Genomic DNA, 20769 nt, shown 5'->3' with positions numbered 1-20769 from the left:
AAAGCAAAAAGCAACTTTTTTACTCACCAATAAATATGCACTGTTTTTATTTCTGTACTAGTAAGCTCATAAAAGATAGCTTACTTATTCATTTTCGACCAGTCTATCTTGAGATTAAAATATATTTTTTATGGGTGAACTCCATAATTTATCAAATCTAAAAACAAATTGATTTAGTATACTATTTTTTTTAATTTGAGAAAAAATAATAAATAGAGCGAAAGTAAAAAGATGTTATAATCTGGATATTGGATGGCTCATTTAATGATACACTATAGATTGGTTCGTTATCTTATATGGTATCAAAAATTAGATTATTGATACATGAACGAATGACAGCTATCCTGGATACAATTATTATGGATGAAATAATCGGGACTGAAAATTGTTTGGGGAAGTAGTTTTTAGTACTTTTCGTCCATACAGTGTTAATGATGTGCCACTTTTAGCAACACTAAAAACGAGAGCAGAACAAAACTGTTTACTCTCGAAAAAAAAGCAGCGGCCCGTCAAATTTGATAGGCTGCTGCTTATTTTGCTAGATTCAACGATCGTCAAGATCCAGTCATAATTCCATTAATTTTAAGCACGGTCAAAAATTCCTCTACATAAGCATCTTTTTCTTCATCTGTAAATTCTTTATCTAAACGATACTTGTTTCGCACAAAGGCTTTTATGTTTTCTTTCGTCGATTCAGCCTTTAACAAATCAAATATATCAATTGCTACGTCATTGTCTAAAACAAAACGTTCACTCTCAACCATGATGTATAAGTCATTCCCCATTTTTTCATAAGTAATGTTCTCATTGAGTTTCATGTCTTCCACTCTTTTCGTTATTCATTTGTACAGCTACGAACCATTTGATGCTTTAGGATTTCCTTGATCAAATTACACTCTGCTTCGTCTACACCTTGGGTATCATTGGTTGCATAATAATGATGTGCACGACATCCTCCACCGCATAAGTAACGGAATGAACAATCGTTACATTTTGTTAAATGATTGATGCTTTGAGAGCGAATAAAGGTAATATTCTCTTCGCCAAAAACCTCGCTAAGTTGCTTTTCTCTAATATTTCCCAGTTTGTAGTCAGCAGTTTCTAACAGTTTACAGGCAAATATATCACCAACAGGATTGATTGCAAATTCTCCAACGCCAAGTCCACAGGATTCTTTGATGGTGAAAGGTTTTAAAAATGGTGAACGATTTTTGTTCTTTTGTTTTAACTCGATTTCCGTTCTCTCACTCTCAGTTAAAGAAATCTCTGCCATTTTTGCACGTCCTAGTTCACTGAATCCGCCTAATTTATAATTGATGTTATTCTTCTTTAAAAATTCCACCGTTTCGTCAATATTATTAAAATTATTATTGGTAATGATCGTATTGACTGCAATATTTGGATAATTCAAGTCTAATAGATTTTGAATCCCTCTCATTGCTATGCGATAACAGCCTTTTCCTCTATTTTTATCATTTGCGACTTGGTCGATCGAATCTAAGCTGATGGTGATCGAAGCACATCTTTCAGCTAGAAACGCTGCATCTTTTGCATTCCGTACTAAAGTCCCATTCGTGATCAAACCAATAGTTAGACCAATTTTTTTGGCATAATCGATATATTTTAGCGCATCCTTACTTAACCCAACCTCACCGCCAGTAAAGATAATTTTCTTTACACCGCAATCCTTCAATTGATTGAGAACGTCGATCCATTCGACAAAATTTAAACTATCCTCATATTCCTTTTCAGGACTGGCTTCTGCATAGCAGTAAACACACTTCAAATTGCATTGATGGGTCATAACCAAATAAGCTGTCTCTGGTATTCCATGCTCCGTTTTTTCTACTTCAATCGGGTCTTCTAAAAGGATTTGAAACAGATCCATCTTTTTCTGGGTTGCCATTGGTAGATGTTTGTAATCTTGCTTTTTTATTTTGTTTAATTCTTCTTGATCAACTAATATCCATGTACTACGTAGGACATTATGTACGATAAATTGTTCATTGAATCGATAGGCATGAAGATTCTCTTTGATTCGGATAAAATCACCTCATTTTTTAAACCACAAGTTCATTTTCGCAGGGTAAACCGAAGGGAGCGCCCACTTTCTGCACCAAAAATAAGTAGGAAGTGTTGATAAAAGCCCTTTCAAAAAGCTGAAATCTACAAAAAATTTCGCAGACCTCAGCTTGCTTGTCGGGAAGAGACATCACTGTCATGTTCTCTTTTTCACTTATGAACCTTGCCCAGAAATAACACCACAAGCACATGGAGCTGTATATGCTCCCACAATTTTTTTCAATTCAGGTTTTTTAAACATTTGCACCCCTCCTTTATGTTATGAACTAGTGACATACAATGAACACAAGAATAAGCAGTAACAGAAACTATCTTCTTTTTCAGATTAAGTTTCTAACCCACTACTTACCTTCTGCTTTAAGAAAAAAAATGAAAATATAGTTCACTTTTTTTCCTAACTAAAGTATAATATGTTTTATAAAATTTTGTCAAATATTTACTTAAGGAGCAGAAAAAATGAACTTCCTTACAAAAAAAAGCTATATTTACATCTTTATATCAACGTTATTAGTCTTAGTAACCGTGCTAACCACCCTGATTGCACCATTTATATTGAACAGTATCCAAAGCTACCAAGCTTCCTCTATATTTCCTATTATTTTCCTAATAATGGGTGCTATGACACTTTCATATATTTTCCAAGTCTGTCTGATCATTTATCGGGAAAACTTTGCGGAAAAATTCAATTTAACTTCCTTTTCCACTCTATTATCTAAAATATATACATTAAAATTTGAGAAATATATCAATTTAGAATCCGGAAATTTAGTTTCTCGAATTTTTCGAATCGTGGATACAACCTACACATTTATGACAACTAGCTTCTTTTTAGTACTAAAATCGACCATCTCTATTCTCATCGTCTTAAGTATATTTTTTTCACTTAATTCATTAATTTTTTTAATCACACTCATCCTGATCCCAATCAATCTTTTTTCTTATATTTTTATTAATAAAACACTTAATTCAAGAATCAAGACAATGCAAGACGAAAATGCTCAAGCCCAGAAAGACCTGATTCTACTACTTGGAAACCCAGAACAATTTAAAATGTTGCCGAATTTTGATTTCGTTAAACAATTAACTTTCTCAACCATCAAAAATATGTATTCAAGTTTGGCATCAACAAATAAATTTGCCCAGATCACTAGTTATACTGTCTCATTCATCAACCAACTTTCTCAAAATATTATTTTTATAACGATCAGCTACTTGGTGTATAACCAACAGCTCCAGTTGAATAATATGATGGTAGTCAGTATACTAATGCCTATTTTCTTCACTTCCCTTTCTGATTTATCCAAAATCAATGTCGATTATCGAACGGTCGTGGCAAACCAACAATTTGTTCAAGAAAACTTAGAACTTCATCAAGAAGATTTATCTGGCACACCAATTGGCCAAATCACTAGCATTAAATTTGAAGATCCGCAAATCACGATGACATCAAATGCAAAAAGAATCCATCTATCATTGACTGAAACATTGAATTTAGGAGATATTTGTTACATCGAAGGTCCTTCTGGTTCTGGAAAATCAACCTTGATAAAATCAATATTGGGGTTTTATGAAAGCAATGGTCTATATATCAATGATCTTCCTATTGAACAATTAGACACAAGGTTAGTCAGGGAACAGATGACTTATCTCTCTCAAGCGACTCTACTCTTTTCAAATACTCTTGAATACAATATCACTCTCGGTCAGACGATTTCTGAAGAGAAAAAAGAAGCGTTGAAACAATCATCACTTCTTGCACCGATTTTTAAAAACAAAAACTGGGATTCTTTGATCGTTGACAATGGCGCCAATCTCTCAGGAGGAGAAAAGCAACGTGTGTTTATTGCTCGCATGATGCTCCAAGACAGCAAGATATGGATTCTAGATGAAAGTACGAGTAGTATCGACAAAGACTCTGCGGATGCCATATTTAATACACTTATTAAAATGCACCAAAATAAAATTATTTTATTCACCTCCCATGATAAAGAGAATAAAGCTTTTGCGAATAAAATCATTCAACTGTCCTCTCATGTAGAGACGATAGATTAACGTTTAAGGAAGGTATTTTCAATGGAAAATTATTACTCTGTCAATGAGGTCGCTGATATGTTAGATGTTACCACACGTTCTATCCGCAACTACATTAAGTCTGGAAAACTGATAGGTTTGAAAATAGGAGGAAAATGGTATTTTTCAACGGATAATATTTTAGACTTTATTGCGGGCCATCAACTTGTTTTTTTTATGGACAAGAATGATTCTGCTATCAACAAATTACCTTATACGCTAAGATTCAATCTGTATTTTGAACATGTTAGCTCTATACAAAAATTTAAAGATAACATTCTCGACTACCATCAAGATGTTTATGCTAATGATCAAGACCGATTATTTTATTACCAAATATATAAGGAAAAACATGCAGAATTACTTTTAAGTGGAAGTTTTGACTATGTCATCAATTTTGGCAAATGGATCAATCATTTGTTGCAACAACAAACGGACATCTATGAAGTAACTTATACAGACGATTAAATTATGTGGTTATGCCTATCTTCTTAAAAATTAAGTAGACAGGCGTAATCACACAATATGTAAAATCAAAAAACAAGAAAAGAGCCACAAAACCTAGCAACAGGTTCTTGTAGCTCTCTTCTTATCTTTTAAGGTTGAACACCTTTACTTCAAATTCAAGAAGCAATTATTACTCTTTTTTTGTTAACCAGACAGCTAGTGTCGGCGAGTTCTCATCATAAGGACTTCCTTTTACATCCCCGTAAAACCCACTAACAACAAAACCAGCCGCTTCCATTTCTTTTTGCAGAGTTGCTTTTGTAAAATACGTCATCCATAAATAATAAGTTTTGGTTTCGTTCGCAGTAAGGATCGTCGTTTGTTCTAAAGTTACACGTTCGTTGTATTTTGTATTATATTGCAAGGCCACATGGGGTTCATCTGTCCAAAATCCTCCATCTGGACAAGTATCCCAAACTCGCTTTTCTTCAAATGATTGATGACTTGCCATCGAAAAAACATCCAATAGAACTTTTCCTGTTGGTTTTAGATGCTGATAAATTTTTTCCAATAATCGTTTTCTATCACTCGCTGATAACGCCCCAAAGTCACAATAGATCATCGTGATGATATCGTATTGTTTATCTAGATCCATTGTCAGATAATCTGCATAATGGTACGTAATCGGTAACTGTTGGTCTTCCGCAGATTTTTTGGCATGTTCTATCGAACGCTTAGAAAAATCAAGCCCCGTTACTTCATACCCCAATCGACTAAATTTTTCTGCATAGATTCCCGGACCACAGCCAATATCTAATAACGTTGGATAGGTTTTCGGCGGGATTACTGTATTGATCCAACGAACAGATTCATCAATAAACCCAGCTTTTCGACTTGCACCTTCAAATTCAGGGTCAAGATGTGCTTGTAACATTTGTTTTGAGATGTGACGATCATCCCAAAATGCGCCTTTCGTTTGTTGATAAAGTGTTGGTTGGTTTAAAAGTGTTTCAATCATTGTTTTCCATCTCCTCATTTTCTTTTTATAAATTTGAACAAAAGAAAAAAGCCGTAGATTTTACTCTACGGCTTCCCTGCATAAGGCGAAGATGCGAGTAAAATAAAATCAAATACATAGGTACGCTAAATAAAGCTGTGTCTCAGCTAATTTTTTAACCTATTGAATTGATTTTATTTACTCGCTTCCAATCATACCCATGTTACTGATTATATAACATCTGATATGCCGGATTCATCACCTTTTTCTGTTAAATTTATAGTTTCATTCTATAGAGAATACCTGTAATTGTCAATTTTTTCTCTGGTGACTATAAAACGATCGTAAAAGAAGCGTATCTATAAAATAATAGTATGCCAAAGCATTTTTTTCCTAAAGGTGATCAATGTGTCCAAATGGCTCAGGCAACTATATTAGTCGTTATGAAAGGGGTGCGTTCAAGTAATGGCTTTATTTATACTCCCTGATTTTAGGCGGGATATACTGTTCAACAAAAGGCTGGATCTCTGTCAGTGCATCCGCAAACAAAATTTTATCGAAGTCTTCTCTTGTTAAAAAGCCTTGATCGACCATGGCTTGATACTGCTGCTTTAATGGATCAAAGAATCCTTGGTGATTCATTAACACACATGGATTGACATGCTGGCCGATTCTTCCCCAAGAAATCACTTCAGTAATTTCTTCGATGGTTCCAGGACCGCCGGGCAGTGCAATATAGACATCTGATAATTCAATCATTTTTTGTTTCCGTTCGTGCATCGACGACACGATCATCAAAGAGGTGACATCTTTTTTTGCTAGTTCTCGTTTTGCCAAAAAGTCAGGCATGATACCTGTCACTTTCCCTCCAGATCCTAGTACTGAATCAGCAATAATCCCCATTAAACTAGCATTTCCACCACCATAAACCAACTGATATTCATTCTTCCCGATCCACTCACCTAAGCTTCTCGTTACTCGTTCAAATTCTGGAGAATTCCCTTTACTTGCTCCGCAATAGACTGCAATGTTCATTTCCGCAACCCCTTCCAAATTTTTTTCAGCTTATGCTATTATATAATTGAAAGGTGGTTAACCTCAACATGAACATGAAAGAATACAATGATTGGGTAGTTGATTTTTATAAAAAAAGAAATTGGTACGACTACGATCCATTTATCCGTATCGGCTTTTTAACTGAAGAAGTTGGCGAAGTTTCAAGAGCGGTTCGAAGTCTCGAAATCGGTCGGGATCGTCCGGATGAATCTATACAAACAATTGATTTTTACAAGGAAAATCTGATGGAGGAATTGGGTGATGTCTTAGATAATGTTCTGATTCTTGCTGATAAATATGACTTAACATTCGAAGAAATCATTCATCACCACAAACAAAAACTAGAGAACCGGTTCAATATGTAGTCTTCTCACGATGCCATTTCCAATTTTTTTAGAAAAACCCTTTCCATCGTGCTATACTCTAAAGAAAAAGAATCTTGAGGTAAACACATGGCTATCTTTGAAAGTCTTAACTTAAATAAATTGTCTGCCGTTGAACAAGAGATTTACCGCTTTATCGTTAATAACCTTGAGAAAATACCTTATATGCGGGTACGAGATATAGCGACGGATGCGCATGTTTCTTCAACTTCTGTCTTTCGTTTTATCCAAAAAGTCGGCTTTGATTCATTTCCGGAATTTCGTTTTTATATTAAAAACCATTTGGAAAAAGCCCATTATGAAACAGATGACAAGCAATTAATGTTAGAAGAACGAATCAATCAGTTGAACATGACTATTTTTCATCCCGATATTGAATACCAAATCAAAAAAATGGCAAAAACATTGCGTCAAGCTGATTTTATCCTATTTATGGGCATGGGGGCTTCGGGAGCATTAGCACAATATGTGGCACGAAAATTAGCGAATATCGGTTACTTTTGTATTAGCTTAGATGAACTGACTTATCCGATTCGTAGTTTTTTGCGTCCAGATCAAAAAAATGCGTTAGTCTTTTTGAGTGTTTCAGGTGAAACAAAAGAACTAATCGAAGTAATTTCAGGTTTAGCTCATGCTGATAGCGTGCATAAGTATTGTATTACCGCACATAAAGAAAGTTCATTGGCTCAATTGTGTGATTACTCGATTGACTATGCCATTAAAGAAGAACGGAAAGACATCTTTCTTGATTTGACTAGTCAGCTACCTTCCATGGCGATCCTTGAAACACTGATCGGTTATTTAGAGGATGAATGATTCACCACTCAATTTGGAACACTATGTTCCTACCACGAAATAATTTTCATTGTTCCAAATTTTTATCCTAAATAAGAATGCGCTTACTTTTCTTTCACACCTTTCGCTATAATGAATCCATCATATAGCGAAAGGTGTTATTCTTATGCAAAAATTCAATGATTTATTAGATCGAAGTCTTGTTCCTATTGCAACACGGTTAAACAACCAACGACATATTGCAGCCGTTCGAGATGCATTCATGCTTATTTTTCCATTAACGATTTCTTCTTCATTAGTCATCCTAGTCAATAATATTTTATTTTCAAAAGACAGTTTTATCGTGCAATTATTTCAACTTTCACGTATCTTTCCAAATTTAGAAAGTGCACAACAAGTCCTTGCTTCTGTAGCAAATGGCACAATCAATATCATGAGTTTGTTTATTGCTTTTTTAGTCGCTCAGCTTTTGGCAAAACATTTCGAAGCTGATGCAACCTTAGTTGGGCTAACTAGTGTCGCTTGCTTTATGATCTTTTACCCTACTTCTTTTGCAGTCGATGAAATGAATGTCATCTCGACGCAATATTTGGGTGCTCAAGGGTTATTCGTTGCGATGATTGTCGCTTGCTTGGTTGGAGAATTCCTACCGAAATTATTCAAAGTCAAGAAATTGCAAATCAAGATGCCTGAACTCGTTCCACCAGCTGTTTCTCGCTCTTTTTCTGGGATGATCCCAATCATTATCGTTGTTTCTATGTCAGCTTTGATCAACTTCTTCGTCTTGATGATCGCGCCTGAAGGAATCAACGAGTTGATTTATGCCGGTATCCAAGCACCTTTACGTGACTTAGGTGGAAATGTGTTTGGTGTCCTACTCTTAGCTTTTATTCAGACACTGCTATTTTCTATTGGTATTCATGGGCCAAACACATTGAATGCTGTTCGTTCAGCGATTTTTACCGAGCAGGACTTAGCCAATCTCCAATTCATCAATGATGGTGGTTCGCTGTGGGATGTCCCTTACAAAGAAACCTGGGGCATCTTGAATGATATGTTTGCAAACATGGGTGGAACGGGTATGACCTTAGGCTTGATCATTGCGATTTTTATTGCTTCACGACGACCTGAATATCGCGAAATCGCCAAACTATCTTTTGTACCAGGTATTTTCCAAATCAATGAACCGATGATTTTTGGACTACCGATCGTCTTAAATCCAATTATGATCATTCCTTTTGTTTTAACACCGATGGTCAATATTCTGGTCGGTTACTTCGTCACAGTCGTCTGGCCAATCATGCCATCACCAGCGATTGGTTTACCTTGGACCACCCCAGGGATCATCAATTTGTTTTTAGGAACTGGTGGGAATATCATGGGAATTGTAATAGGCGTACTTTGTTTAGCGATTTCCGTTTTGATTTACCTACCTTTTGTCATGGCTTCCAACCGCGCACAACGCACAGAGATATAACTTAAGAATCAATGAAACTTAGGAGGAATTTGTATGAATAGAGAGTTACCCAAAGATTTTTTATGGGGAGGCGCAATTGCTGCTCATCAAGCAGAAGGTGCTTGGAATATTGATGGACGAGGTCCAAGTATCGCTGATGTTATGACTGCTGGCGGAAATGGGATTCCGCGGAAGATCACTAAAGGAGTCGTCGAAGAGGAATATTACCCAAACCACGAAGCCATTGATTTTTACCATCGTTACAAAGAAGACATCCAATTATTTAAAGAACTAGGCTTAAAATGTCTACGCACTTCCATTTCATGGAGTCGGATCTTTCCTACTGGTCAAGAAGAAACACCGAATGAACAGGGATTAAAATTTTACGATGATCTTTTTGACGAATGCTTAAAAAACGGGATCGAACCGGTAGTCACGTTGTCTCATTTTGAGATTCCTTATGCCATTTATGAAGATTTTGGTGGCTTTGCCAATAAAGCGGTCATTCCTTTATTTGTTAAATTTGCTCAGTGCGTATTTGACCGTTACAAAGACAAAGTAACTTACTGGATGACCTTCAATGAAATCAATAATCAGGCGGACGGACAAGAGCCCGTTCATGTTTGGACCAATTCAGCCATGATCATTGAAGATGACCAAGATAAAGAGGCCTTAGTATTCCAAGCAGGGGTCAACGAACTGATTGCCAGTGCTTGGGCTGTCAATGAAGGGAAAAAGATCAATCCCGATTTTCAGATTGGTTGTATGATGGCTTACGTTCCAATCTATCCCTACTCCTGTGCGCCAGAAGATATGATTGCTTCAGTCAAAGCAAATGAACGTCGTTTCTTCTACAGTGACGTCCATGTACGCGGAGAAATCCCTACCTACACAGAAAAGTATTGGGAACAAAAAGGGCTCACGATCGAGATCAGCGAGAAAGAACGACAAATTTTACGTCAAGGAACTGTTGACTATATCGGTTTTAGCTATTATATGTCGGGAACGATCACAACCCTTCCCGATGTTGAGGGCAGACAAACAGAAGATATTCCTTCAGCCAAACTAGTTAAAAATCCTTATATTACTGCTTCTGACTGGGGCTGGCCGATTGATCCTGTTGGGTTGCGTTATGTATTGAATACGGTGTACCAGCGTTATGATCTCCCACTGTTTATCGTTGAAAATGGTTTTGGTGCCTACGATCAGTTAACTGATTCAAATGAGATCCATGATGACTACCGGATCAATTATTTAAGAGAACACATCGAACAAATGAAAAAAGCAGTAGTTGAAGATGGCGTACCATTAATTGGTTATACACCTTGGGGAATCATCGATATCGTCAGCTTTGGCAGTGGTGAAATGGAAAAACGCTATGGCATGATCTATGTCGATAAAGATAATATCGGTAACGGAACCTTACAACGTTTGAAAAAAGATTCCTTTGCTTGGTACCAACAAGTGATTGAAACAAATGGTGAACAGCTTTAGTAACGAACAAAGAAAGAAAGAAAGGCGATCCGACTTCATTGTCGTGACCGCCTTTCTTTGTTATGTTTCATATTTTTCTTTCACAACTGCTAAGTAATGTTGCAGACCGATATTCATCACCCAGGCTACGCCTAGACCAATGAAACTACCGATGACGATACCAATAAAGCGATACTCGATCAATGAGATCAAGTACGTGTTCCTGACCAGTGTCGAAAGCATCAATGCCATGGGGTTCAAAAAAATATTCGCCACTGCATAATTTCGGGCAACTAAAAACTGAGAAATACCATAAAGAAACGTAATTAAAAAAATCGTTTCAAGTTGGGAAAAAGGAATCAGTGATAAGACAGCCGATAAACACAACCCTAACATCGAACCAATCAAGTATTGCACTTGCCGATGTTTCATCGCATCTAAATTCTCAGCCAATAAAATCGAGGCACAAGACAGTGTCAGCCAATAAGGATTTTTCATGTTCAAGCCATGGCTCACATAAACGGAAAGGAACAATGCAGCGCTGTAAAAAATCGAATCAATGATCACTAAAGGTTCTTGGTGAAAACGCTCCTTCAAGGATACCTTTATCACTTCCTGTTCCGGGCGTGAATCCATTTTTTTCGTTAGAAATGCAGCAATCAAAGCAAACACAACACCCATAAAGAAAAAAGAAGCTACTGTCGGCAAATGGGAAAATGGAACGGACATACTCGTTCCCATAGCCGCTAGCATCGCAAAGAATAAGCCCCCTGGTTTAGAAATATGGAACAAACGCAAAATAAATCGACTGAAAAAAGCAACTGCTCCAACAGCAAATGGTTCAAGCCAGATGACATACGTCGACAATAGCCCTAATGTAAAAGCCAGTAATAGACCGCAACCAATCAAAAATAGGCGCTTTAATAATTGCTTCATCGGAATGTTCTGGTAGTAAAAGAAGGTAAAGATACCTAGAGAAGAGAAACTTGAAATCAAAAAATTATGATTGATGTAACCGATCCATAAAACGAGAAAGATCATCACCATCAGATTCATGATACGAAATGGATTTTCTTGAATTTTGTTAAATGTAAAATAAGATTTAACCATAAAAAACCTCCTTATTTTGAAATGTATATAAAAATCGTTTTCGCCTTAAGGATGTCTTGTCTATTTATAAGAAGTATCAAAGAAATCAACTATTAGAAGTAAAAGGAGAGTTTTCCAGAGAAAAATTTAAACGAATTTACTTTATCTAGTATAACACCAATTTTCATCGCTTAAACAGCCAGAAATTCCCACCAATCATTAAATAACTAATTAAATATTATAATTAATTAATAATAACCACCATTATTTGTAATAATATAGATAGTTTTAGCTATCTAAAATTAAAAGCTTTTCATCTAGTCAAAGAATTTGTGAAATCCGCTTTATTTTTTTGTATTTTAAATTTATACTATGAAAGAAATCATTTTTAATAACAAAAAAAAATTAAAATTTATTGTTACATAAAGTTTTTTTGATTTTAACATCAGACATATACGTTGGAGAACACAGAAAGGACAAAAAGTAAGGAAAATGAAGAAAATTATTTTAATTATCAGTAGCTTGTTTGCATGTGTCGGTTTATTTTCTTTTATTCATTTTTTGAATTCTCCTGTTCGAGATGTTACCTCCAAAGCTGAAATGATCCAAACAGACGAAATTAAAATGGAATATGTTCCTACAAAAAATCAATTATTGAAAAGCATTGGTGACTCGGTCGATTTTTTAGGCATCTACGAAGTAACAGAAATCAATTTTAATGATACACCCCATATCGTACTAACAAAAGAAGATGAAAATGAACTATCGTTTGAAATCAGAGTGACTGATCCAAAAGAGCAATCGTTCTCGATTCCAGCAATAAAATTCTCTCCACAAAACATTCATGTTTCTGATACATTTGGCATTGCGAAAAAAAATGATCGTTACTTTGCCTATAAAAACAATGTATCCATTGAAGGAGAACCTTACAACACACGCTGACATACCCTACGGGGGTAAATATAGATTTATATTTATACTACAAAAAAGCAAACTGAAACGAAGAAATTCCTCTTCCTTTCAGTTTGTTTTTTTTTGAGATCCAACGAATATCTGTCCATCCTTTAGTATCGATTTATCTATGTTATTTAAAATAACAATAAAAAATAAATACGCTTGTTATCCAAATTTTTGATCTAATAATGAGTTATCCACAGTGGATAACTCATTAGCTCTTTCTATTTGTCCACAAAATCCGTCATCTTTGACCTTGTGATCGATCGAGCTCAGGTTTGTTTACTTCTTTGTATCGTCTATCCTTTAAGCGTGACGATGACAGTAAGTAAAACTGATAACAGGAGAACGAGCAAATTACACCTCGATTGCTCTACATAAATAAGTACGGTAATAAAACTTGTAATGATTGCTGGATAAAATTTTTTTCGTTTTCTCATATGCATCCCTCTTTAACTATCATTGTGCCTAAAAAATTCGACTGTTTTTTTATTTTTTACTTATGTTTCTGTTAAATTTTTTTATAATCGTTAAACGAGTCAAGAGCATACAAAAAAACACAGAACAGGAAAGGAGTATTCCCTAACTATTCTGTGTCTTTTGATTGACTATGTTATTCAAGTATCTAGCGATAGTACGCTTCAATTTTACGACTTGGGATCAACCAAGTAACCAAAATCAAGACATTGACTATTAACACGGCGATGGGCGCAATCAAATATCCCAAAATCAATCCCACGACATTCAAACCAATAGATACGTAGGATTTACGATAATTGCCAAACAACTCTTTAATAGATGCATTCTCGTCTTCTTCTGAGGCAACTAATGTCCTTGCTAACAAATAATACGTGAGATTCGCTCCTAATATCACTATACCATAGGTCATTTCAGGGACAAGACTGTTACTGTATTCGCTGATCCATGAAGTAACGAAAGGAAACAGCGACAGGAAAAAAATAAAAAAGCTATTCACCCAGAGCACTCGCCCATTCACTTTGTGGACGGCTTGAAACAAATGATGGTGGTTATTCCAATAAATGCCTAGGGTAAAGAAACTAATGATATAAATAAGAAAACGTGGCGCAAGTGCAACTAGCGCTTCCAAGGTATCTGAGTGTGGTTCATGTAGCTCCAACACTAAAATCGTCATAATAATAGCGATCACGGCGTCTGTAAAGGCTTCTAGTCGATTTTTCGGCATGACTTTCCTCTCCTTTCGCTTCATTTTATTCGTAATAAGGGCAAAAAAGCAACCTTTTCACACCAAAGTAGCAAGTAGAAATCGGGCTCTGGGTGGAGGTTAAGTCAATCAATCCTTGCTATACTTACTATATAGAAAACAGCAAGCGTAACTTCTATTGAGAAGTTTATCAAACGAGAAAAGAGGCGATCATCATGCAAAAAAGAAATACGTTTCAAACAATCATCCTATTAGTGGTAGGTTTCGTCGTAGCTAGCTTTGTCCTCAATCTATTCGTTGGCGTGATCAGTGGTTTATTATGGTTAGGTATTAAATTGTTGATTCCAGCAGCCATTGCAATTTGGTTAGTCCGTTGGATCACTCGCACCACGCAACAAAGAAAATACTACTAATACTATTTTCCTAAATGAAAAACAAAAAGAGGCAGAAAATTTCTGCCTCTTTTTTTACTTCTTTTAAATGATATATCATTTAACCTAATGCTACATCTAAGATCATCATGATAATAAAACCAGTCATAACACCAAAAACTGCATAGTGTCGTTTACTTGAAAGTGTTTGTTGCGCTTCAGGAATCAGTTCCTCCACGACGACGTAAATCATTGCACCCGCAGCAAAAGCTAAGGCATAAGGTAGTAAGACTGCAACTTTTGTCACTAAGATTGCCCCGATGACTCCAGCAATCGGTTCAACCACTCCTGAAGCTTGCCCATAGACAAAAGCTTTTGTTCGACTTAATCCTTCTTGTCGGAGAGGAATCGAAACAGCCGCACCTTCTGGAAAGTTTTGAATACCAATACCTAGCGCAACAGAGATCGCTGCTAGCACCGCAGTCGTTGGATTATCTGCAGTTGCCGCTGCACCAAATGCCACACCTACTGCTAATCCTTCTGGAATATTATGCAAGGTAATGGAAAAGACAAGCAAAATCGTGCGTTTTAAATGTGTTGGTAAGCCTTCTTTTTCGTGTGCTGGACCAAAATGCATGTGTGGTAAGGTTTTGTCGGCAATGTATAAAAATAATCCCCCTAGCCCAAAACCAATACTCACCACAAGCCAAGCAATATCACCATTTTCTTCTGCTTTTGTGATTGCCGGATCTAATAAAGACCAAAAACTGGCGGCGATCATCACACCCGAAGCGAAACCTAACATCAAATTGAGTACATCTTTTTTGATTTCTTTAAAGAAAAATACTAAGCCAGCCCCAAGCGCAGTCATAAAATAAGTAAATGCCGTACCCGTCAACGCTTGCTGCCAAGGTTCTAGCTTCAGTAACCAATCAACCATACAATTCCCCTTTCACCTTTTTATTCTTACTCTAGCATATTGCCAAAAATGTGACTACTATTCTACTATTAATCTGATGATCCTTTATTCTAAGCGATTATCCCCTCACGCTTTTCCAATCATTCCCAAACCACTTATGGTAAAGATCATCAACGACTTGAACATTTATAATCGTCATGTTTGGATCGACCACCGTATCTTGCTTCTTACCTGAGGAAAGTAAATCGGCGACATGACGGATCTCAAAGACAAATTCACTATCCATTGGAAAATCTTTTGTTAACACTTCTCCGTTGTTCATCTGGATCGTATAATGGTCTGTTTTCCAATAGTTAGGGATGATGATCGTGCCCTTTTCTCCAATGATGGTATACGTACTAGTAAAATCCATTTTTGTCGTAAGGAATAAACTGATGAAAAGGTCTTTCTTCTTCAGGTTGACCATACACTCTTCGTCCGTCAGACCTTCTCCATGTTCTACACATAAGCCGTTATATTCATCAAATCCTGTACCAAATAAATATTGACTGACACTTAATGGGTAAGAGGCGTTGGAAATCAATACGCCACCTCCTTGTTCCATCTTCCAGAACCAAGGAATCTTCTCTGAACCTGGTCTTGCATCACGTATCTCCACTAATTGAACGTTTCCGATTTTTCCGGTCTCAATGGTTTTTTTCACATCTTCGATCGCAGGTAGAAATAGGGCTTTTTGTGCTTCCATGAGAAAAACCTTGTGTTCCTTAGCCAAGGCATAGAGTTCTTGTGCTTGCTCCGAATGTAGCGTAAAAGGCTTCTCCAAAAGCACATGTTTCTTTGCTTGGATCGCGGCTTTCGCAGCTGAAAAATGCAAGTGATTGATCAATGGAATATAAATCAGTTCTATCTTGTTATCAGAAAGTAACGCTTCGTAACTGCCATACGCTTTTGGAATACCTAACTCTGTGGCTAACTGTTGCGCCTTTTCTAAGCGACGTGTCGCAATCGCTACAGCTTGTGCCACGCCACTTTCTTTGATCCCCTCCACAAAACGAGGTACGATCGAGGCACCGCTCATAATCCCGATTTTCAGCATACTCTTCCTCCTAACATTTTGAATCCACTATAACATAGTTTCACACATTACTGGCAATTCACTCTACTTGGTTGAAAGTCGCTTTAGTTGGGCTTTTGATAAGGAAGATTTATACTTTAGACAATAAATATAATTTGTTTTTTTAAGGAGTGGATCAAAATGTCAACGATAAATGCCGGTATTGCCATAGTAAAAGTGCTTGAAAGCTGGGGAGTTGATCATATTTATGGGATTCCGGGTGGTTCGTTCAATTCCATTATGGATGCGTTGTACCATGAAAAAGACCAAATCGATTATATCCAAGTACGTCATGAAGAAGTGGGCGCGTTAGCTGCCGCAGCGGATGCCAAATTAACAGGAAAAGTCGGAGCTGTCTTTGGCTCAGCTGGTCCTGGAGCCACCCATTTGATCAACGGACTTTATGATGCCCAAATGGATCACGTCCCAGTTGTCGCCCTTTTAGGACAAGTGGCTTCGACTTCTATGAATTATACTGCCTTTCAAGAATTAAATGAAAATCCAATTTTCGCTGATGTTAGTGTTTATAATCGGACAGTCATGACACCAGAAAGTTTACCTTATGTCGTTGACGAAGCGATCAAGGCAGCTTATGCACATCAAGGAGTCGCTGTTGTGACGATCCCAGTTGATTTTGGTTTTGAAGAAATCGAGTGGCAGGATGTTTCTAATGCTTCTACGTACAAAACAGGGGTGATCCTCCCTGAGATGGAAGACGTGAAAGCAGCCCTTCCTTATCTCGAACAAGCTCAAAAGCCTGTCTTGTTCATCGGTCAAGGTGTTCGTCATGGCTATGATCAGATCAAGAAATTTACCGAATATTTCAAAATGCCAGTGGTTGCCTCTGTTTTAGCAAAAGGGATCGTGCCAGATGAAGACAAAAATTTTCTTGGATTTGCAGGTCGGGTAGCGACAAAACCTGCGAATGAAGCGTTGGCAGAAGCCGATTTGATTTTATTTGTAGGAAGTGACTTTCCTTTTGGGCGGACGTTCTTCAATCCAGAAGCAGCCTTTATCCAAGTCGATATTGATGCCGCCAAATTCGGCCGCCGCCACCACACCGATTTAGCTATCTTAGGTGATGGTAAAACAACGTTAGAAAACCTAGTTGAATGGGGAAAAGAACGCTCAGAAGATGCTTGGTATCTAGCCAATCAAGAAAATCTTCGCAATTGGCGACGTTGGTTAACATCGTTTGAAGAACCCACAGAGCAATCGATTCGACCAGAAGCAATCTATAAAGAAATCAACCGGATTGCTGAGCGTGATGCTATTTTTGTGACAGATGTTGGAAATACGACCATTCATTCGATCCGTTTGCTGAACATGACTGGTGAGCAGTTACACACTACTTCTGGTTGGTTTGCAACGATGGGCAACGGTGTACCAGGAGGCATTGCTGCTAAATTAAGTTTTCCGGAGAGACAAGTCTTTACTTTAAGCGGAGACGGCGGTTTTGCCATGGTGATGCAAGATATCTTGACCCAAGTCAGCTATCAGTTGCCAATCATCAATGTCGTTTTCTCAAATGATTCATTCGGATTTATCGAAGCAGAACAAGAAGATACTGAACAACAAAAATTTGGTGTTTCCCTTGAACAAGCTGATTTTGGGAAAGCCTGCGAAGCCTTAGGTGCCGATGGCTTCACGATCACACACTACGAACAATTACGCCCTGCCTTCGATGCTGCGGCGAAATCTGATCGACCAGTCGTGATCGACGTCAAGATCCCCAACAAACGGCCCTTACCTGTCGAAGACTTACACTTAGACCCAAGAAAGTATAGCGAAGAAGAAATTGAGCGCTTCAAAGAAAAATACGAAGTACATGATATGCCGGTGCTTCATGAAATATATACGCATCATCTTTCTAAACAGTTGTAAAAATCCAGTAAACCACAAGTTAGTGAGAAAAGATCCACCTCAAATTGATAGGATTTGAGGTGGATCTTTTTCAAATTTCATACACTTATTTTATTACTAATCATCTAAACGCATAAACAATCTGATTGATCCCAACGACCATAAAATAAAATCCAACTAAAAAACTTAGCGTCAACGCAGAGGATAAAGGATTGAATAATAAAATAATACCTAGTAAGATACCCAATACATTGATGACCACTGTAAACCAATAATGTCCTTCGCTTATTCCTCTGAATAAATCAGCAGTAAATAAAGCCAAAACAGAATCAATAATAAACCAAACAGCGAAGACAAATGGTAGTGCAACTACCCCAGCACCAATATTGAAAATGAAAAAGATCCCAATCAATAAATCAATGATCCCAATCACTATCGGCATCTTCCCTTTATATCCTGTCAGTTCTTTTACTCGACTACGTAGAAATAACTCAAATAATCCTTTTAGGATCGCAAAAATAGCAAATACAATAACGATAGCAACTAAGTTACCTACTGGATCGCGAAAAGAAATCAAGGAAACTAAAACAAATAATATCCCTAAAACGAGTGAACCCCAATCAATTTTTCTACTTTCTTTCATTTTAATCCCTACTTTCTTTTAATCTATTTCTATCTTACGCCCCCATTTAAATAACTTCAAAAATTTAGCATTTATGAAAATGCTTTAGTTGTAAAAAAACGGTTTATCTCTTTTCTTCTTTTGATTGTTTCACGTGAAACGTAAAGAATTACTGATTTCCTTGAAACTTTCAACATTCCCCTATATAATTCTAGAAGACTTGGCAAATATTATAAACATAAAGTGAGGAAAAAAATTGATTACTGTAAATGATGTAAGTTTGCACTTTTCAGATCGCAAACTATTTGATGATGTTAATATAAAATTCACTCCCGGCAATTGTTATGGCTTAATTGGAGCAAATGGCGCAGGTAAATCAACATTCCTTAAAGTGTTATCAGGTGACTTGCAACCTTCAACAGGCTCTGTCACATTAGGTCCAGATGAACGTATGGCTGTTTTGAAACAAAACCACTATGACTATGAAGAATATACTGTGATGGAAACAGTAATCATGGGCCATAAACGTTTATATGAAGTAATGAAAGAAAAAGATGCCATCTATATGAAAGAAGATTTCACAGATGAAGATGGGATTCGTGCGGCAGAATTAGAAGGCGAATTTGCAGAATTAAACGGTTGGGAAGCAGAGCCAGAAGCAGCAGTTCTACTTCAAGGATTGAACATTCCTGAAGAATTACATCATCAATTGATGAGCGAACTAACTGGTGGACAAAAAGTGAAAGTGTTGCTTGCGCAAACGCTATTCGGTAAACCAGATGTTTTACTTCTAGATGAGCCGACAAACGGACTAGATATCCAATCGATCAACTGGTTAGAAGAATTTTTGATCGAATTTGAGAATACAGTGATCGTTGTTTCCCATGACCGTCATTTCTTAAATAAAGTTTGTACCCACATGGCAGATTTAGACTTTGGAAAAATAAAGCTTTATGTAGGAAACTACGATTTCTGGTTAGAATCAAGCCAATTAGCAACTAAGTTACAAGCAAACGCCAATGCGAAAAAAGAAGAACAAATCAAAGAATTACAAGACTTTATCGCACGTTTCAGTGCAAATGCGTCAAAATCAAAACAAGCAACATCCCGTAAAAAAATGTTAGAAAAAATCACATTGGATGATATCCAACCTTCTTCACGTCGCTATCCTTTCGTTGGATTCAAACCAGAACGTGAAATTGGAAATGACTTACTACAAGTAGAAAACGTGAGTGTCACAATAGATGGTAAAAAGATTTTAGATGATATATCATTTACATTAAACAAAGAAGACAAGGTAGCATTCGTTGCTGAAAACGATATAACAACTACAACGCTGTTTAAAGTAATCATGGGTGATTTAACACCTGATACTGGTACTGTCCGTTGGGGCGTAACAACAAGCAATGCTTATCTACCAAAGGATACAACGAAGGAATTCGATACGGACGTAACGATTCTTGATTGGTTACGTCAATATGCAAGTAAAGAAGAAGATGACAATACTTTCTTACGTAGCTTCTTAGGTCGTATGTTGTTTTCTGGTGAGGAAGTACTAAAACCCGTGAATGTTCTTTCTGGGGGCGAAAAAGTTCGTTGCATGCTTTCTAAATTGATGCTTTCAAAAGCAAACGTCCTTGTCTTAGACGACCCAACGAATCATTTAGATTTAGAATCAATTACTGCATTGAATGATGGTTTGATGGCATTTTCAGGTTCGATCCTATTTGCTTCTCATGACCACCAATTCATCCAAACGTTAGCAAATCGTATCATTGCTGTTTCTGATAAAGGCGTGATCGATCGTGCGGATACGACATATGATGAATTCTTAGAGAACAAAGACATCCAAAAACAATTAGAACAATTGTGGAACTAAATATTTCAAAAGTGAC

19 protein-coding genes are annotated in these 20769 nt (G+C 36.8%); 10 read left to right on the top strand and 9 right to left on the bottom strand.

Going from position 1 to position 20769, the window contains the following annotated elements:
* Positions 1-554 precede the first annotated feature (554 nt).
* On the bottom strand, positions 555-818 hold the full coding sequence (locus IGJ19_RS00165; protein ID WP_071867635.1) for a hypothetical protein: 264 nt from the start codon (positions 816-818) through the stop codon (positions 555-557).
* Between the two features lie 17 nt (positions 819-835).
* Positions 836-1906 carry a radical SAM/SPASM domain-containing protein gene (locus tag IGJ19_RS00160; RefSeq protein WP_019722665.1) on the bottom strand — a complete coding sequence of 357 codons (1071 nt, stop codon included), beginning with the start codon at positions 1904-1906 and terminating at the stop codon, positions 836-838.
* Between the two features lie 1157 nt (positions 1907-3063).
* Here IGJ19_RS00160 and IGJ19_RS00155 point away from each other — a divergent pair.
* Both IGJ19_RS00155 and IGJ19_RS00150 read left to right on the top strand, forming a co-directional pair.
* Positions 3064-4134: an ATP-binding cassette domain-containing protein gene (locus tag IGJ19_RS00155; protein WP_430604266.1), complete on the top strand. Its 1071-nt coding sequence runs from the start codon at positions 3064-3066 to the stop codon at positions 4132-4134.
* A gap of 21 nt (positions 4135-4155) precedes the next feature.
* The gene (locus IGJ19_RS00150; RefSeq protein ID WP_430604265.1) at positions 4156-4620 is read left to right on the top strand and encodes a helix-turn-helix domain-containing protein; all 465 of its coding nucleotides are present in this window, start codon (positions 4156-4158) and stop codon (positions 4618-4620) included.
* A 169-nt stretch (positions 4621-4789) separates the two neighbouring features.
* On the opposite strand, the gene IGJ19_RS00145 is transcribed toward IGJ19_RS00150, so the two are convergent.
* Both IGJ19_RS00145 and IGJ19_RS00140 read right to left on the bottom strand, forming a co-directional pair.
* Entirely contained in the window at positions 4790-5617 is an 828-nt protein-coding gene (locus IGJ19_RS00145) for a class I SAM-dependent methyltransferase (protein WP_430604264.1), read from the bottom strand.
* 450 nt (positions 5618-6067) lie between these two features.
* On the bottom strand, positions 6068-6631 hold the full coding sequence (locus IGJ19_RS00140; RefSeq protein WP_074801110.1) for a TIGR00730 family Rossman fold protein: 564 nt from the start codon (positions 6629-6631) through the stop codon (positions 6068-6070).
* Positions 6632-6699: 68 nt separating this feature from the next.
* Here IGJ19_RS00140 and IGJ19_RS00135 point away from each other — a divergent pair, with 68 nt between their 5' ends.
* From IGJ19_RS00135 to IGJ19_RS00120, 4 genes are all read left to right on the top strand, one after another.
* A complete protein-coding gene (locus tag IGJ19_RS00135) occupies positions 6700-7017 on the top strand; it encodes a MazG nucleotide pyrophosphohydrolase domain-containing protein (protein ID WP_074801112.1) in 318 nt (105 codons plus the stop codon).
* A gap of 87 nt (positions 7018-7104) precedes the next feature.
* A complete protein-coding gene (locus IGJ19_RS00130; RefSeq protein WP_019722675.1) occupies positions 7105-7851 on the top strand; it encodes a MurR/RpiR family transcriptional regulator in 747 nt (248 codons plus the stop codon).
* Positions 7852-7996: 145 nt separating this feature from the next.
* Positions 7997-9307 carry a PTS sugar transporter subunit IIC gene (locus IGJ19_RS00125; protein WP_019722676.1) on the top strand — a complete coding sequence of 437 codons (1311 nt, stop codon included), beginning with the start codon at positions 7997-7999 and terminating at the stop codon, positions 9305-9307.
* 33 nt (positions 9308-9340) lie between these two features.
* Positions 9341-10780, top strand: coding sequence for a 6-phospho-beta-glucosidase (locus tag IGJ19_RS00120; RefSeq protein ID WP_430604263.1), 1440 nt, complete (start codon positions 9341-9343; stop codon positions 10778-10780).
* A gap of 60 nt (positions 10781-10840) precedes the next feature.
* Here the strand turns inward: IGJ19_RS00120 and IGJ19_RS00115 are convergent, their stop codons facing one another.
* A complete protein-coding gene (locus IGJ19_RS00115; RefSeq protein ID WP_071867644.1) occupies positions 10841-11869 on the bottom strand; it encodes an FUSC family protein in 1029 nt (342 codons plus the stop codon).
* Between the two features lie 471 nt (positions 11870-12340).
* On the opposite strand from IGJ19_RS00115, the gene IGJ19_RS00110 reads away from it, so the two are divergent.
* The gene (locus IGJ19_RS00110) at positions 12341-12790 is read left to right on the top strand and encodes a hypothetical protein (RefSeq protein ID WP_019722679.1); all 450 of its coding nucleotides are present in this window, start codon (positions 12341-12343) and stop codon (positions 12788-12790) included.
* Positions 12791-13427: 637 nt separating this feature from the next.
* Here IGJ19_RS00110 and IGJ19_RS00105 read toward each other — a convergent pair.
* The gene (locus IGJ19_RS00105; protein WP_071867646.1) at positions 13428-14006 is read right to left on the bottom strand and encodes a TMEM175 family protein; all 579 of its coding nucleotides are present in this window, start codon (positions 14004-14006) and stop codon (positions 13428-13430) included.
* Positions 14007-14200: 194 nt separating this feature from the next.
* Here IGJ19_RS00105 and IGJ19_RS00100 point away from each other — a divergent pair, with 194 nt between their 5' ends.
* The gene (locus IGJ19_RS00100) at positions 14201-14398 is read left to right on the top strand and encodes a hypothetical protein (RefSeq protein ID WP_065096712.1); all 198 of its coding nucleotides are present in this window, start codon (positions 14201-14203) and stop codon (positions 14396-14398) included.
* Positions 14399-14477: 79 nt separating this feature from the next.
* On the opposite strand, the gene IGJ19_RS00095 is transcribed toward IGJ19_RS00100, so the two are convergent.
* Positions 14478-15296, bottom strand: a complete 819-nt coding sequence (locus IGJ19_RS00095; RefSeq protein ID WP_019722681.1) for a ZIP family metal transporter — start codon at positions 15294-15296, stop codon at positions 14478-14480.
* Between the two features lie 97 nt (positions 15297-15393).
* On the bottom strand, positions 15394-16371 hold the full coding sequence (locus tag IGJ19_RS00090) for a Gfo/Idh/MocA family protein (RefSeq protein ID WP_086335265.1): 978 nt from the start codon (positions 16369-16371) through the stop codon (positions 15394-15396).
* Between the two features lie 159 nt (positions 16372-16530).
* Between IGJ19_RS00090 and spxB the strand changes: the two genes are divergently transcribed.
* A complete protein-coding gene (spxB, locus tag IGJ19_RS00085) occupies positions 16531-18273 on the top strand; it encodes a pyruvate oxidase (protein ID WP_430604262.1) in 1743 nt (580 codons plus the stop codon).
* Between the two features lie 100 nt (positions 18274-18373).
* Here spxB and IGJ19_RS00080 read toward each other — a convergent pair whose 3' ends face one another.
* Positions 18374-18895 carry an HdeD family acid-resistance protein gene (locus IGJ19_RS00080; protein WP_019722684.1) on the bottom strand — a complete coding sequence of 174 codons (522 nt, stop codon included), beginning with the start codon at positions 18893-18895 and terminating at the stop codon, positions 18374-18376.
* A gap of 235 nt (positions 18896-19130) precedes the next feature.
* Here IGJ19_RS00080 and IGJ19_RS00075 point away from each other — a divergent pair, with 235 nt between their 5' ends.
* Positions 19131-20753: an ABC-F family ATP-binding cassette domain-containing protein gene (locus tag IGJ19_RS00075; RefSeq protein ID WP_430604261.1), complete on the top strand. Its 1623-nt coding sequence runs from the start codon at positions 19131-19133 to the stop codon at positions 20751-20753.
* Positions 20754-20769: the final 16 nt, after the last annotated feature.

The sequence above is a fragment of the Enterococcus sp. DIV1368b genome (genome assembly GCF_050529595.1).
Taxonomy (GTDB): Bacteria; Bacillota; Bacilli; order Lactobacillales; family Enterococcaceae; genus Enterococcus_B; species Enterococcus_B mundtii.
The sequence above is the reverse complement of the archived record's forward strand: the minus strand, read 5'-3'. Positions and strand labels throughout refer to the sequence as shown.